Here is a 14,955-nt window from a genome sequence, read left to right on the forward strand (position 1 = left end):
AAATCACTTGCAGTAAACTGCCATATCGGTCAGCGCACCGAAAAAATTATCAGGCACAAGATCTACGATCGGTTGCAGGGGGCCTTGGTTCTTGGTTGCTTCGGCCAACTTGATTTTCTCGTCGGCCTGTCCGGCAAACCCTGCCAAGAGCCGTTCTCTTGACACCTCATTGATGAATCGTCCCGGTTTGATAAAGTTTGCCAGCAAAAGGCCCAACGACACGGCACAGGCGGTGGTAAACAAATAAAAGAGGATGGTCCGCCCCCCCAGCTTGGAAAGTTTTGAAATATCTTTCAGGTCCGCCAAGCCAACGATCAGTGAAACCGCCACCAACGGCACGGCGATCATTTTCAACATGTTGATGAATATCGTTCCGAAAGGCTTTATCCAATCGACCACCGCGTCCTGCAGCCCCATCGCCTTCATCACATACCCAAACAGCAGCCCTAAAATCATTCCAATCAATATTTTCCAATGTAAAGCCAACTCTTTCATGAAATTTCCTTAATCGTATACGGTTTTGTGGTAAACAAGTTATCTGTAGCGACCAAAAGTACTTGTTTTGATCGACTTTGAAAGGATTATCAAGAGGTTTTTACGGTAATGGCGAAAAAAACGCAGCCTGCAGAAGTTAGGATATATCAAAAAATGGCCCCGGTGAAACAGCTGGCAGACCAAAAAATTACCCCTCCGGATCGACGGTAAATTCATCAAAATTCCTTATATTTGTCACACTAATTATTATTGTGCTAATGGAGCAATACAACGCCTATTCTTTTCTTTTGGACCGCACAGCGCGGCGTGTCAAGCAGTACGCGCAATACCAATTCAATTGCCGCCAATTTGGCATCACGGTAGACCAATGGGCGATATTGAAGAATCTCAAGCGGCAGGCCGATTTATCGCAGAAGGAGCTCGCCGAGTACTGCGGCAAAGACCAGCCCACCCTTACGCGCATCGTGGATTTGCTGGTCGGTAAGAAGTTGGTTGAGCGCCGCCCCCATCCGATGGACCGAAGGAGTTTCGTCGTTCACCTCACGGCAGCCGGCGAGCAAAAAGTCGAGGCGTTGTCCAACAGTGTCAACGAAATCCGCATGCAGGCGTGGAAGAATTTAAACGAAGCGGATTTCGAACATCTAAAGCGCATATTGAACACGATATATACAAATTTGGAAATCGATAATGGAAATGCAAGCATCAAAGGCTGACAGCCAAAGCCTGAAGGCCAATAACAACATTACAACCGACATCTGCATCATTGGTGCCGGTCCGGTAGGACTATTCGCCGTATTCGAAGCCGGCCTGCTCAAAATGCGGTGCCACCTCATTGACGCATTACCCCAGATCGGCGGGCAATTGTCCGAGATCTATCCCCATAAACCGATATACGACATTCCCGGCTATCCCACTATCAATGCACAGGAGCTCATTGATAACCTCATGGAGCAGATAAAGCCCTTTCATCCGTCCTTTACGTTGGGCGAGCGTGTAGAGGCTTTGGAGCGGCAGGCCGACGGATCGTACTACGTCATAAGCAATGAACAGACGGTCATCCATGCCCAGGTGGTGGTCATTGCCGGCGGTCTGGGTTCCTTTGAGCCCCGCAAGCCTGAAATACCCCGGCTGGCCGAGTTTGAGGGCAAAGGGGTCAGTTATATGGTGAAAAATCCAGAACATTACCGCGACAAGCGGGTAGTTATTGCAGGAGGTGGAGATTCAGCGCTTGATTGGACGGTTTTTCTGAGTGATGTAGCCAAGGAGGTGACGCTGGTACACCGCAGCGACAGTTTCCGTGGAGCCCCCGATTCCGCTGAAAAAGTTTTCTCCCTCGCCGAACGCGGAAAAATAAGGTTGCTGCTACATAGCAACCTTCGCCGTGTCGACGGCAACGGCGTGCTGACCCACGTTGGCATCGTGGATAAAGAAAAGAAGGAAACCATGCTCGAAACCGACGCACTCATTCCGTTATTCGGCTTAAGTCCCAAACTGGGCCCAATAGCGCACTGGGGGTTGTCCATAGACAAATCGGCCATCGCTGTAGACACGGCAGACTACTCCACCGGCGTCGAACGCATCTATGCCATCGGCGACATCAATACGTACCCCGGCAAACTTAAGCTTATCCTTTGTGGATTCCATGAGGCGGCACTGATGGCGCAAAGTGCATTCAAATATGTGCACCCTGCCGAGAAACTAAGCTTCAAGTATACCACCGTCAACGGTGTAAACGCTTTTTGATTGACAACGAAATGGAAGAAACAATTCGTATCACGGTAGAAGACCAGCACGGGGAGGTCCGGCAACTGGAAATTCCCGATGGCATCAATTTAAGCTTGATGGAAGTCCTTAAGGCTTCTGAGTACCCTATTCTGGCTACCTGCGGGGGAATGGCGCTTTGTGCCACCTGCCATGTCCAGGTGTTAGCAGGCCAGGAAAAACTCGAACCGCGCACAGAAGCCGAGTTAGACATGCTGGATACCTTGCCCGATGCCGACGACCATAGCCGGCTGTCGTGCCAGATTCGGCTGACCGCATCGTTGGATGGACTAAAAATACGTGTATCCGGAAACAATTAACGTTGCCATCCGTTCAATAGTAATAGATGAGTTTTCTTAACAAACACATACATGAAAACGCAACATACCGATAGTAAATTCCCGCGGGTTGTCATCATAGGTGGTGGGTTCGGTGGAATCGAAGTAGCCAAAAAACTTAAGAATAAGGAAGTCGAAGTCCTGCTCTTGGACCGGAACAACCACCATACCTTCCAGCCGCTGCTGTATCAAGTGGCGACGGGTACCCTGGATGCGCCGTCCATCGCTTTTCCACTGCGCAAGATGTTCAGAAAACAGGAAAACTTTACCTTCCGGATTGCAGATGTACAAAGCATCGACGGTGAACGGAAGTTGCTGAACACCGACATCGGTCCCATCGCCTACGATTACCTGGTCATTGCCACAGGGGCCACGACCAATTTCTTTGGCAACAAGGATTTGGAATATTATGCAATGCCGATGAAAAGCGTGCGGGAGGCAGTCAATATCCGGAGTTTTTTGCTCCAGAATATTGAGGAGTCGCTCCTGAAAACCAACCCCGCAGAACGGGCTCCTTTCCTCAACTTCGTCGTCGTAGGGGGCGGACCCACCGGTGTCGAACTCTCCGGAGCCATTGCCGAAATCCGCAACCATATTCTTTCAAAAGACTACCCCGAGCTCAAAAAGGAAGACATGAATGTCTACCTCGTTGAGGGATTATCCAAAATACTGGCCAACTTATCTCCCCAGGCATCCGAAAAAGCCGAGTTGTACCTCAAAGAACTCGGCGTAAAGGTCTTGCTGAATGTCCAAGTAACCGGGTACGACGGCGAGGTCATTACGTTTGCCGACGGCAAACGTATACAAACCAAGACCGTACTTTGGTCTGCGGGCGTCATGGGACAGTTCCCGGCTGGCATCAGTCAAGATCTTGTCGTACGCGGAAATCGCATCCGCGTTGATGAGGAATGCCGGGTTATCGGCATGAATGATGTATTTGCCATCGGCGACGTGGCGGCGATGATTACCGATGAGCTGCCCCGCGGCCATCCCGGCGTGGCGCCCGTAGCGCAGCAACAAGGGCGGTTTGTTGCCAAAAACATCGTGCGGTTGCTGAACAATCAGCCCACTGAAAAATTCAAGTATTTTGATAAAGGCTCGATGGCTACAATCGGCCGGAATAAAGCGGTCGTCGATATCGGGAAAATCCGGTTCCAGGGTTTTTTCGCGTGGTGGATATGGATGTTTGTCCACCTCATGTCGCTCGTAGGATTCCGCAACCGGGTAGTGACCTTCATCAACTGGGCAATTAACTACCTCACGTTTAACGCTGGCATACGGCTTATCATCCATAAATACCGGCGCCCGCCAAAACCTGTGGCGGAGGTCAAGGAAGTGAACGAGGCACACCGTTAGTTTTTCCATGAAAAACGTTGTTGTCTTTGCGAGAAATCGTTAATTTGCCCCGATGGACAACAAGACTATCGCAAAGACCATTAGGCGGTACGCACAGCTTATGGAGCTCCATGGGGAAAACCCTTTCCGAACCAAAGCCATTGCCGCTGCCGCTTTCAAGCTTGATAAACTGCCTTTCGTGATCTCCCCCCAGACCATTGAACGCCTTGGCGAAGTTCCCGGCATCGGTCAGCGCACGGCCCAGAAAATTGAGTCGCTGCTCAATACAGGTACATTTCCCGAGCTGGACAGCCTGCTTGCCGCGACACCGGCCGGGGTCCTGGAACTGCTGGACATCAAAGGGCTTGGGCCCAAGAAAATCCAGATCATTTGGCAGGTGCTGGGCATCGAAAACACCGGCGAATTGTACTATGCGTGCAACGAGAACCGCCTGGCAGAAGCTAAGGGTTTCGGCTTGAAAACGCAGGAGGAAATCAAGCGGGCGATCGAGTTTTCCATTGCCAATCAGGGATGGTTTCTGTATGCCCATGTTGAAAAGCTCGCCGACGATATCATTACGCTGTTGCACGATTTATTACCCAACGGCCGGAAAATAGCTTATACAGGTGATTTCCGGCGGAAATGCGAAGTGGTCAAAACCGTGGACATCATCGTGGAAGCCTCCATGACGGAGTTGGTCGAAGCTGTCACGAAGGTGGCTGCGCTGGCCATCCACCCCCCGGAAAACGCTTCGCTTCTTGAAGCCAAAAACGACATCGGCGTCACGTTCCGCTTCATCCCTGCCGATCCCTCCTCATTTTATCGCCAATTGCTCATTACCACAGGGTCCGACGGCCACTTGCAACAATTGGATGAGCGCTTGGTGGAAGCGCAGTTGCCCGAATTTGATTCCGAAGAAGCCATCTATCGCTCCATCGGCCTGCAATACATCGAGCCGGAGCTCCGTGAGGGCACTAATGAAGTCGCGCTGGCCCGTGCAAACGCTATTCCCCGGCTCATTTCTTATGCGGACCTCCGGGGGACGCTGCACAACCACAGCACGTACAGCGATGGCGTCAATACACTGGAAGAGATGGCGCTATATTGCCGCGACGAGCTACGGCTTGAATACCTCGGCATATGTGATCACTCCAAGACCGCCGTCTATGCCAAAGGACTGACGATTGACCGCGTGCAGGAGCAATGGGCAGAAATCGATGCGCTCAATGCACTTCTCGCCCCATTCCATATTTTTAAAGGTATTGAGTCGGATATCCTTGGGGATGGTTCATTGGATTACCCGGATGAGATCCTTGCAGGCTTTGACTTCGTGGTTGCCTCGGTCCACTCCAATCTCCACATGGATGTCCAAAAGGCCACCACCCGGCTGATCCGTGCCATCGAAAACCCGTATACAACCATCCTGGGGCACCCCACAGGTCGCCTCTTGCTCAGCCGATCGGGCTATCCCATTGACTACAAACGCGTCATCGACGCCTGTGCAGCCAACGGGGTCGTCATCGAAATCAACGCCAATCCATTGCGGCTGGACCTCGATTGGCGCTGGCACCGGTATGCGGTCGAACAAGGCGCACTGTTGGCTATCAATCCAGATGCCCATCGAAATAGCGGCTTTTCAGATATGCAGTATGGCGTATACATGGCACGCAAAGGAGGGTTAGTTGCCGGCAATTGCCTGAATACATTTTCTTTATCCGAAATTACGCGGTATTTTGAGCGACGGAAATAAATCTTTTATTAGTTTTGACCATCACATGTTCAGCAAACAAACCTATATCGCACGCAGAGCGACCCTGTCGAAACAGGTTTCGGGAGGAATCATCTTGCTTCTGGGCAACGGCGAAAGCCCCATCAATTTTAAGGATAATGCCTATCCGTTCCGGCAGGATAGCACATTTCTCTATTACCTCGGTATTCAATCGCCGCGTCTGACCGCGATCATCGATGTCGACGGCGACCGGACAACGCTCTTCGGCGACGAGTTGAGTATGGATGACATCATCTGGATGGGCAGGCAGGAAACGTTGCAGGAAAAAGCCGAAAAAGCGGGCATCAGCGATGTCTTGCCGCTCAGCACTTTGCCGCAGGTCATCCAAAAAGCGCAACAGGGGCGCCGCCCTATCCATTTCCTTCCGCCCTACCGGGCCGAAAACCACTTGGCATTATCCCGCCTTCTGGCGATACCGGATCCGGATGTCCTGCAGGCGGCCTCCGTGGAACTCATCCGTGCCGTGGTTGCGCAGCGCTCCGTCAAATCAGCGGATGAAATTGGCGAAATCGAGAAAGCGGTAGACATCAGCGTGGCCATGCACCTGGCCGCCATGGCGGTGGCCCGGCCAGGTATGTCCGAGAACGAACTGGCGGCCAGCGTACAATACACGGCACAAAAGGCCGGTGGCAGCCTGGCCTACCCCACCATCCTCACCGTTCGTGGCGAGATATTGCACAATCATTACCACGGCAATATCCTGGCCGAAGGGCAGTTGGTGCTCAACGATTCGGGCGCTGAGACGGCCATGGGGTACGCCGGTGACCTCACACGTACGTTTCCGGCCGGAAAACAATTCACGGCCGTACAAAAAGAAGCCTACGAGGTGGTGCTCCAAGCACTGCAAACCGCTACCGACGCCCTCAAACCCGGCGTCCGGTACCTTGATATCCACTTCCTGTCATGCCGGACGCTTGTCGAAGGACTGAAAGCACTGGGACTGATGCACGGCGATACCGAAGAGGCCGTCGCTGCCGGAGCGCACACGCTGTTTTTCCAGTGCGGCACGGGCCACATGCTGGGGCTTGACGTGCACGATATGGAAGACCTCGGCGAACAGCACGTGGGTTACACGGCTACACTCCTCAAAGACACCACGACGTTCGGGCTGAAATCCCTGCGGCTTGGCAAGGCATTGCAAGCCGGTTACGTGCTGACGGTGGAACCGGGACTTTATTTTATTCCCGAATTGATCGATCAGTGGAAGGCGGCAAACCGATTTCCGCAGTTCATACATTACCAGAATGTGGAAGCGTTCAGACGGTTCGGCGGCATCCGTATTGAGGATAATGTGGTCATTACTGAAACCGGATACCGGATATTGGGAAAACCCCTCGCTAAAACCATCCCGGAGATTGAAGCCATCCGGGGCGGGGCTTTTTGAGGGCGCCCGGAACAATGCAAGTTAAGACAGCTATGATGAATAACTCAAGAAAGACGATCATACGTGTATGGTATACCGCGTTCGCACTCGCGTTATGCATATACCAGGTTGCCAATGCCCAGTTCGGGCAGCAGATACAATGGTCTGCCGATGGCAACGGAATAATTCGGCTTGAGCAGGGCGAAATTATCGAAGAAGCCGTGGTTAATCCCCGGCAACAGGTCATCCTGGCCTCAAGAGCCGACCTCACTCCGGTGGATAGCGCCGCCCCCCTTGCCGTAAGGCGCTTTGCGTTTTCGTTGGATAGAAGCCATATCCTCATCAACACCAATACCAAACGCGTATGGCGCTACGATACCCGTGGCGATTATTGGGTATTCAACCGGCAGGATAAAACGCTCAGGCAATTGGGCAGAAGTTTGCCGCGCTCGTCCCTGATGTACGCCAAATTTTCGCCCGATGGCAAGCAGGTGGCCTACGTGAGCGGCCACAACCTTTATGTAGAAAACGTCAGCGGCAGCACCATCACGCCCTTGACGCAGGATGGCACCGACCGCATCATTCACGGCACTTTTGACTGGGCGTATGAAGAGGAGTTCGGCTGCCGCGATGGCTTCCGCTGGTCGCCGGACGGCAAAAAAATCGCCTTTTGGACCATCGATGCCCGCACCATCCGCAATTTCCTGATGATCAACAACACCGACTCCGCGTATTCCTACACCATTCCCGTGGAATACCCCAAGGTTGGCGAAGCGCCAAGCGGCGCCGCCATCGCAGTGGTTGATGTAGCCAGCGGCCGCACCGTGAAGATGGACATTCCCGGCGACCCGGTGCAACATTACCTGCCCCGCATGGAGTGGGCGGCCAACAGCGATGAACTTATCATTCAGCAACTCAACCGCAAGCAGCAGGAAAGCAACCTTTACCTCGCCGATGCCGCAAATGGCCGGTGTACGCGGATTTACCAGGAATCGGACGAAGCCTGGATAGACGTCAAAGGGCGGTGGAACAACGACGATCCTTCGGGATGGGAATGGATAGCAGACGGGAAAGCGTTTATCTGGGTGAGTGAGAAAGACGGTTGGCGTCACCTCTACCGTATCGATCGGCAAGGCCGTGAACAACTCATCACCCCGGGCGATTACGATGTGATCGCCATTACCCGGATTGACGAAGCGAATGGCTATATCTATTTTTCAGCATCGCCCGGAAACGCCACGCAACAATACCTGTACCGCGTAAAGCTTGCCGGTGGACCTCCCGATCGGATTACTCCGGAAGGTCAGGACGGCACGCACCACTACACCATCTCCCCCAACGGCAAACTTGCGCTGCATCAATACAGCAGCCATGCCGCCATTAGCCGCGGTCATGTGATCAGCCTGCCAGACCACAGAACACTGGCCGAAGGACACTATCATGAACTCCCCCCGGATGAGCGGAGAGCCGAATTTTTTTCAGTGACCACGGCAGATGGCGTTGAAATGGATGGCTGGATGGTCAAGCCCAAGGCCTTCGATCCCACCAAAAAATACCCGGTGGTCTTTTACGTCTATGGCGAACCTGCAGGGCAGACCGTTTCAGACACCTATGGGGTTGGCACCAACCGGCTTTACAAAGGCGATATGGCGGCCGATGGCTACCTTTACATCTCGGTAGAAAACCGGGGTACACCAGCACCCAAGGGGCGTGCATGGCGCAAGGCCATCTATAAAAACATCGGTATCCTGAATATCCGTGATCAGGCCATGGCCGCTAAGGAAATCCTAAAATGGCCCTTCGTCGATTCCTCCAGGGTAGCGGTATGGGGATGGAGTGGCGGCGGTTCGTCTACGCTCAACCTGCTTTTTCAACACCCCGAAATTTACCAGACCGGCATCGCCGTGGCGGCAGTCGGCAACCAGCTGATGTATGACAACATTTACCAGGAACGTTACATGGGCGTTCCCCAGGAGGACCCTGCGCCCTTCGTCCAAGGATCGCCGGTGACCCACGCGCGGAATCTCCGTGGTCAGCTACTGTATATCCACGGCACGGGCGACGACAATGTCCATTACCAAAATGCAGAACTGCTCCTCAATGAGCTCATTAAGCACAACAAGCAGTTTTCATTCATGCCCTACCCCAACCGCAGCCACGCCATCAACGAGGGGGAGGGAACCACCGAGCACCTCTCCACGCTATATACCAATTTTCTGAAACAGCATTGCCCGCCCGGCGGACGGTAAAAATATCGACGATATGAAGCCATCACTTATCCTTGTTTGCTTGCTATGCGTAACCGTAACGGCCGCCGCGCAACTGTTTGTGCCGGCCAATCAGTTGTTTGGACGAGCCGACTCCTTGCGTGGTCAGCTCACGCCTTTGCGTACTTGCTATGACATCAGCTACTACCACCTCGATGTCAAAGTTGATCCCGATGCGCGTCATATCAGTGGGTCCAACTTGTTCCGCTTCACCGCCGTGGAAGACTTCTCCCGGCTGCAGTTTGACCTGTTCGACAACTTACGCATCGACAGCGTGATGTACAATGGCCAGGAGCTCCCCTTCAAGCGGGAGTACAACGCCGTCTTTATTGACTTCCCCGCTGCCGTAGCCAAAGGGCGGATCGACTCGTTCGTCGTACACTATTCAGGCCATCCCGTACAGGCCAAACGCGCACCCTGGGATGGTGGCTTTGACTTCAAGAAAGACAGCAACGGCAAACATTGGATAGCGACGGCCTGCCAAGGGTTGGGAGCAAGCGTATGGTGGCCCAATAAAGACCACCAGTCCGACGAGGTAGACAGCATGCTCATCAGCATCAGCGTGCCCCAGGGGCTCACGAACGTTTCAAACGGCCGGTTCCGAGGCCGGGAAGACCTCGGCGATGGTTATACCCGCTTCAATTGGTTTGTAAGCAACCCCATCAATAATTATAACGTAGCGGTCAATATCGGGGATTACGTGCATTTCGCCGATACCTTCCATGGCGAAAACGGCGTGCTCGATCTTGACTATTGGGTACTTCGCGAAAACGAAGCGAAAGCCAAGCCACACTTCCGCGCCAATGTGAAGCCCATGCTTCGCGCCTTCGAGCACTGGTTCGGTCCTTACCCGTTTTATGAAGATGGGTACAAGCTGGTTGAGACCGCCCACCTGGGCATGGAACATCAAAGTGCGGTTGCCTATGGCAACAAATACCAAAACGGTTACCTCGGCCGCGACGGTTCCGGCACCGGTTGGGGCAATAAATGGGATTTCATCATCATCCACGAATCCGGTCATGAATGGTTCGGCAACAACATCACTGCAAGCGATATCGCCGATATGTGGATACACGAGAGCTTTACGAACTATTCCGAATCGCTCTATATCGACTATCATTTTGGCAAACGGGCCGGTCAGGAATACGTCCATGGCAATCGCCGGGGTATCCAGAACCTCGCTCCCATTATTGGCACCTATCATGTCAACCATGAAGGATCGGGCGATATGTACAACAAGGGAGGCGTACTACACAACATGGTGCGTACCATCATCGATGACGACGAAAAGTGGCGACAGATTCTCCGTGGACTCAACAAGCAGTTTTATCACCGTACGGTGGATTACGGTGACATCGTGGATTACATCAGCAAACATGCCGGCAGGGACCTATCCAGCGTCTATGCCCAATATGTACGCCATGCCAATATTCCGACGTTGGAATTTTATTTCAATCCGGACGGCAAGGTGTTCTGCCGTTGGATTGCCGATGAACCAGCGTTCAATATGCCCATACGAATACGTACCAAAGGGAGCAAGTACCAGTTTATCCAACCCACGAGGCAGCTCACACCGGTCAGCATCCCGGGACTTACGCGCAGCAACCTGGAAGTCGACACCTTCAACTTCTATGTTGGCGTACTGGTCAACGAGTAAAAATCAGCGCGTGGTCAGCACCGCCTTGTAGCTGTCAAGCGCACTCACGCGGTTGATAAATGCACAGAACGCTGCATATCGATCGGGCGGAAAAGTCCCCTCATTAAGGGTAAACCTCCGGTAATAAACAATCGTGTCTCCTTCTTGCCTGACGGTGGCGTGATAGTATCCGAACGGGCTGTCAATTTCTTCATCGAGTGGCGTAGCCGCCAACCGGTAGCCGGCAGGCAGGGTGAACGTAATCTGATCTTCATCGGTATATCCACGGTTGATATAAACCGGCAGCGCCCGATTCTTGACGGCCGGAATGGTCCTGCCCCGGTTAAACATGTTGGTAATCAGAAAGACCTGCCCGCCATTTTCAGGCGCATAGCGATCCAGTGCCACACGAAAAGTTTCCACCAGAGCAGGTGTCTCCCCATCCCCTTTCTGATAGGCGATCTGGCTGAACCTGATTTGGTCGATGTCATAAGCCTGCTTCAGCAACTTCGTTTGCTCCGTCCCGGTACTTTCAGCCAGCTCGAGGTGGTTGTCATACTGCCCCCCGGCAAAAACCGTTTCGACCTTGCCCGCAATATTCCCCTGCGCATCCAATTCCAGTTTGGCCTGCCGCTGCTGGGTACTCATGGCCGCGCCGTAGCGCGGTGTACGCAACAAACGCCCGCCTTCAGGCGTACAAGCCCACACCACGCGGTCATCGGTAAAAGAACCCAGGAAACCAAAAGGGGCGCGTTGGCTGGTGCATTCCAGCCAGGTCGTATCCTGTTCAAAAGGCAGGCATAAAATGACATGGTTTCCTTGCATACCCGCAAAGTCCGCCTGAAGATCACGTTTGGCATCGCCCGCCTGCACCACGCAATAGTAAGACGGGATGCCCGCCACGTTCAATAATGCCTGCATGTAATTCACCAGGCCCTTGCAATCGCCGTACCCAAGCCTATCTACCTCGCTGGCCGACATGGGCTTAAAACCGCCGATGCCGATTTGCACGCTTACATACCGTGTTTTGCGTTGCAGGTAATCATACAGTACCTTCGCCTTCTCCCGGTCGGATGTCAAGCCACCGACCAACTGTTTCACCTCCTGTACCGTGCGTTCAGGAAGCGCCAGGCCATCGGCCAACAACGCGTCATAAACCCAGCGGCCCAAATCGTGCCAATTGGTATAGCGTCCGTTACGTTTGTAGTAGCTGAAGTCGACCGGAGCAATCTTCACCACCGTCTGGTAGGTTTCAGGGACCGGGCTATAAGGTTCGTATCGCTGCGCCGGGATATCGGCCACCTCCCATGTCATGGCCTTCCGCCCCTCAGCGCTGCTCAACGCCGGTTCGCCCCGGTAGTTCGCCGCGCTGATGCGCACCTCATCCGACGGCCCGCACACAAACGTATACCGGCTGTGCTCAACGGCGACGTCCCGGTACGCATCAGGCCGCCAGGCCGGGATGATCAGGTTTTGCTTAAGCTCCAGTTCATAGGTATATTCGACGGTGTACGGATAGGAAGTCATTGCCGGCAGAAAATGCTTCACCCGATTATCCTCGTACAGCGAAAAACTGCTTACCGCACTTTCATCCTTCAGATCACGCTGCGTAAATTTACCTACCTGTAAGCCATCCCCGCTGAATACCCTGCCGGACACACGCCTGATGGCCACGTTTTTGTCGTAATAGATGACCAACCTGGCCCTATCCTCACCCGCACGGTTGAATACCGTTACCGCCTGCATCACCAGATAGCGCACCTTCGTGGGAGCCTGCATGTCAACCACGATGGACTCTTGCCGCACTACCGCATCGGCCCTGCTTTTCAGCGCAGCCGGAATGTCAGCGACCGCATATGCCTGCTGCGCGCGACCATCCTTCATGGCCATTAGTAAAGCCACTAACATCACCGCTGTTCTCATCTTTCCTCCACTTTACGCAGCACGACATCGATCTTTTCCTGCTGAATGATGCGACTAAAGAACTCCTTCAGCGCAAAATAACTTTCCGGCGGATAAATGGCGGCATTGAGCGCCAATAGCTGTGAAAACGAAAACGTATCGCCGAGCTGTTGCGTCTGTGTCATGTACCTACCCCCCTGATCGGCAAGCCCGAGGCTATAATCGTCGGGTTTTGCCGAGATCTCATAATTTCCAGGTAGTTTGATGGTGATGATCACCCGTTCCTCCCGCGCCGCTCCTAAGTCAACCGGATAGGTCCGTTCATCCAGGTTGAACGGGTTTTTACCAATCCGGTTGATGAAGAAGGGGTTGAAAACCACTTCCTGCGCCAATGTACCGTCCTGCAATTTCACTTCCACGTCATAGCTTTCTACCAAGGGCTTTTCCGTATCTTCCAGTCCCTGGATTTCACCGGCGATGATGCTGAAGCCGGCATTTGTTTCGTCGACATGTTCGATATATTCGTCCATGGTGTTGTAATTGGCGAGCGCCTGCCGCTTGCGATGCGCGGCATAGCCACTGCTGTGCGTCACCAGCTTACCTTTTAGCATGCCATCGGTATCCAAGGTTGCGTGGAATGCATATTGCATCGTCGATTTTTGGGACGATGTCGGCGTTATCCAGTAGGAAGGCTTTTTGAGGTTGATGACGCGGGCCTTTCCATTGATGCACCGTAAGGGTAGCAACCCAAAAGGCAGCAGCGGGTCGGATGCATCCAGCAAGTAATACCTGTCATCAACATTCACCTTGGCCACCACGTAATTGAAGTCACTCAATACGGGATGCACATCGTTGACCACGCCGTTGTCGCGCGTCGAAAGTATCACAGCTTCAGCATCCAAGCCTGCCGCGCTCAGTCCGGCGATCAAGGCGAGGTTGATATCGCCTATGTTGCCTGAGCGACGTTCCAGCGCTTGCTTGATGTTATTTTCACTGTATTTCCCCAGGTAACGGTTCCACTTGATATGGCGCTGCACGTAGCGGTATACGGCTTTCGCTTTGGCCAGATCATCTGCCGCACCTTCCAGTATATCAGCCAGCATCGGTTTAAACACATTGTCGCGCTTCATTTGGCCACCGAAGTCATGATGGGTCACCAACTCGCGATCGACATCCCGCCAGTCTTTGGTGATCTTAATATTCGATCCGTTGAGTCGATAAATATCCGACAATTCAAAATAAATAGCTGACTTGAAATTACTTGCAGCCGTCATGTAATCTTCCGATACAAAAGCAGGGATGTTGCGCATGCCATAGATCATGCGCGAGCAATCCACATCCCGGCCTGCAATCCGGAAACCGCCCCTGTCGAGTTTAGCATCCTGCGTAGTCAGCGGATAAGGCCCCCGTAAAACGACATTGTACGTGTACATACCGGGAATAGTCGCTTCAAATGTGCTGTTGATTTTCGGAATATCCTCCTGAAAATACCATGTTTTAAAATTAAAAATATGCGGAGAAATCAACCGGTAACTGTATTCGACGATGCTTCCATCCCGTAAATCCGGAAACGTAAATTTGGTGTGCGTCAAGTATTTGCTGACTTCCTCCTTAAAGACCTGCCGCTGATCCAACGGTACGGACACGATACGTCCGTCCACGACATTGATGGTGGTTGCTTTAAGGTCGGTGATTACGTCCGCCCGGTCGCCACTGTCATCTTTATACGTTGGCAACACAATATTTGCATGCGCATAGCCGTCTCTATTAAAGACCTTAATGCGTACGTGATAATCCACGAACAGTTCGGTGATACCTTTGGTATCGTTATACACCATGAAGGCTTTACCGAATTCGTTCAGCACTGCCGCATTGGAGAAGCTATCCAGGTCGTTTTTCGCGAGCCGGATATCTTCAGGGGTAAGGGAGCCAAAAGCAAAGTCCTGGGCGAGCACGCAAGGCGGCAGAAGGATAAAACAGGCTAAGGTCAAATAGGTTTTTATCATCCCTGAAATAAATTAGTTAAGGCTGCAATATAAATCACTTATTGCTGGCTAAAGTTATCAGTT

The 14,955-nt window shown here is 52.8% G+C and carries 11 protein-coding genes; 8 read left to right on the top strand and 3 right to left on the bottom strand.

Features of this window, described 5'->3' with window-relative positions; all coding sequences use genetic code 11:
- Window positions 1-3: 3 nt before the first annotated feature.
- Window positions 4-495 carry a dicarboxylate/amino acid:cation symporter gene (locus tag JHJ32_RS23015; protein ID WP_200120967.1) on the bottom strand — a complete coding sequence of 164 codons (492 nt, stop codon included), beginning with the start codon at window positions 493-495 and terminating at the stop codon, window positions 4-6.
- Between the two features lie 257 nt (window positions 496-752).
- On the opposite strand from JHJ32_RS23015, the gene JHJ32_RS10825 reads away from it, so the two are divergent.
- From JHJ32_RS10825 to JHJ32_RS10860, 8 genes are read left to right on the top strand one after another with little or no spacing between them, the layout of a single operon-like run.
- Window positions 753-1,208, top strand: a complete 456-nt coding sequence (locus tag JHJ32_RS10825) for a MarR family winged helix-turn-helix transcriptional regulator (protein ID WP_079715964.1) — start codon at window positions 753-755, stop codon at window positions 1,206-1,208.
- On the top strand, window positions 1,189-2,238 hold the full coding sequence (locus tag JHJ32_RS10830) for an NAD(P)/FAD-dependent oxidoreductase (RefSeq protein ID WP_200120968.1): 1,050 nt from the start codon (window positions 1,189-1,191) through the stop codon (window positions 2,236-2,238). Before JHJ32_RS10825 ends, JHJ32_RS10830 begins: the two co-directional genes overlap by 20 nt.
- An 11-nt stretch (window positions 2,239-2,249) precedes the next feature.
- On the top strand, window positions 2,250-2,576 hold the full coding sequence (locus JHJ32_RS10835) for a 2Fe-2S iron-sulfur cluster-binding protein (RefSeq protein WP_200120969.1): 327 nt from the start codon (window positions 2,250-2,252) through the stop codon (window positions 2,574-2,576).
- A 51-nt stretch (window positions 2,577-2,627) separates the two neighbouring features.
- Complete coding sequence (locus tag JHJ32_RS10840; RefSeq protein WP_079715966.1) at window positions 2,628-3,950, top strand: NAD(P)/FAD-dependent oxidoreductase; 1,323 nt, start codon at window positions 2,628-2,630, stop codon at window positions 3,948-3,950.
- A gap of 52 nt (window positions 3,951-4,002) precedes the next feature.
- Window positions 4,003-5,679, top strand: a complete 1,677-nt coding sequence (locus JHJ32_RS10845; RefSeq protein ID WP_200120970.1) for a helix-hairpin-helix domain-containing protein — start codon at window positions 4,003-4,005, stop codon at window positions 5,677-5,679.
- Window positions 5,680-5,704: 25 nt separating this feature from the next.
- A complete protein-coding gene (locus JHJ32_RS10850) occupies window positions 5,705-7,102 on the top strand; it encodes an aminopeptidase P family protein (protein WP_200120971.1) in 1,398 nt (465 codons plus the stop codon).
- A 32-nt stretch (window positions 7,103-7,134) separates the two neighbouring features.
- Window positions 7,135-9,330: a S9 family peptidase gene (locus JHJ32_RS10855; protein WP_370584505.1), complete on the top strand. Its 2,196-nt coding sequence runs from the start codon at window positions 7,135-7,137 to the stop codon at window positions 9,328-9,330.
- Between the two features lie 13 nt (window positions 9,331-9,343).
- Complete coding sequence (locus JHJ32_RS10860; RefSeq protein ID WP_200120972.1) at window positions 9,344-11,005, top strand: M1 family metallopeptidase; 1,662 nt, start codon at window positions 9,344-9,346, stop codon at window positions 11,003-11,005.
- A 3-nt stretch (window positions 11,006-11,008) separates the two neighbouring features.
- Here JHJ32_RS10860 and JHJ32_RS10865 read toward each other — a convergent pair whose 3' ends face one another.
- Both JHJ32_RS10865 and JHJ32_RS10870 read right to left on the bottom strand, forming a co-directional pair.
- Window positions 11,009-12,907 (bottom strand): DUF3857 domain-containing protein, encoded by a 1,899-nt coding sequence (locus JHJ32_RS10865; RefSeq protein ID WP_200120973.1) that lies wholly within the window; start codon window positions 12,905-12,907, stop codon window positions 11,009-11,011.
- Window positions 12,904-14,892 carry a transglutaminase domain-containing protein gene (locus tag JHJ32_RS10870; protein ID WP_200120974.1) on the bottom strand — a complete coding sequence of 663 codons (1,989 nt, stop codon included), beginning with the start codon at window positions 14,890-14,892 and terminating at the stop codon, window positions 12,904-12,906. Before JHJ32_RS10870 ends, JHJ32_RS10865 begins: the two co-directional genes overlap by 4 nt.
- Between the last annotated feature and the right edge of the window lie 63 nt (window positions 14,893-14,955).

Source organism: Parapedobacter sp. ISTM3 (assembly GCF_016533505.1).
Classification (GTDB): domain Bacteria; phylum Bacteroidota; class Bacteroidia; order Sphingobacteriales; family Sphingobacteriaceae; genus Parapedobacter; species Parapedobacter luteus.

What these genes read in the sequence shown, in the direction of transcription:
- JHJ32_RS10855 (WP_370584505.1), top strand. Translation starts at nt 7,135, where the DNA reads ATGATGAATAACTCAAGAAAGACGATCATACGTGTATGGTATACCGCG.
- JHJ32_RS23015 (WP_200120967.1), bottom strand. Translation starts at nt 495, where the DNA reads ATGAAAGAGTTGGCTTTACATTGGAAAATATTGATTGGAATGATTTTA.
- JHJ32_RS10850 (WP_200120971.1), top strand. Translation starts at nt 5,705, where the DNA reads ATGTTCAGCAAACAAACCTATATCGCACGCAGAGCGACCCTGTCGAAA.
- JHJ32_RS10825 (WP_079715964.1), top strand. Translation starts at nt 753, where the DNA reads ATGGAGCAATACAACGCCTATTCTTTTCTTTTGGACCGCACAGCGCGG.
- JHJ32_RS10845 (WP_200120970.1), top strand. Translation starts at nt 4,003, where the DNA reads ATGGACAACAAGACTATCGCAAAGACCATTAGGCGGTACGCACAGCTT.
- JHJ32_RS10860 (WP_200120972.1), top strand. Translation starts at nt 9,344, where the DNA reads ATGAAGCCATCACTTATCCTTGTTTGCTTGCTATGCGTAACCGTAACG.
- JHJ32_RS10840 (WP_079715966.1), top strand. Translation starts at nt 2,628, where the DNA reads ATGAAAACGCAACATACCGATAGTAAATTCCCGCGGGTTGTCATCATA.
- JHJ32_RS10830 (WP_200120968.1), top strand. Translation starts at nt 1,189, where the DNA reads ATGCAAGCATCAAAGGCTGACAGCCAAAGCCTGAAGGCCAATAACAAC.
- JHJ32_RS10835 (WP_200120969.1), top strand. Translation starts at nt 2,250, where the DNA reads ATGGAAGAAACAATTCGTATCACGGTAGAAGACCAGCACGGGGAGGTC.
- JHJ32_RS10865 (WP_200120973.1), bottom strand. Translation starts at nt 12,907, where the DNA reads ATGAGAACAGCGGTGATGTTAGTGGCTTTACTAATGGCCATGAAGGAT.
- JHJ32_RS10870 (WP_200120974.1), bottom strand. Translation starts at nt 14,892, where the DNA reads ATGATAAAAACCTATTTGACCTTAGCCTGTTTTATCCTTCTGCCGCCT.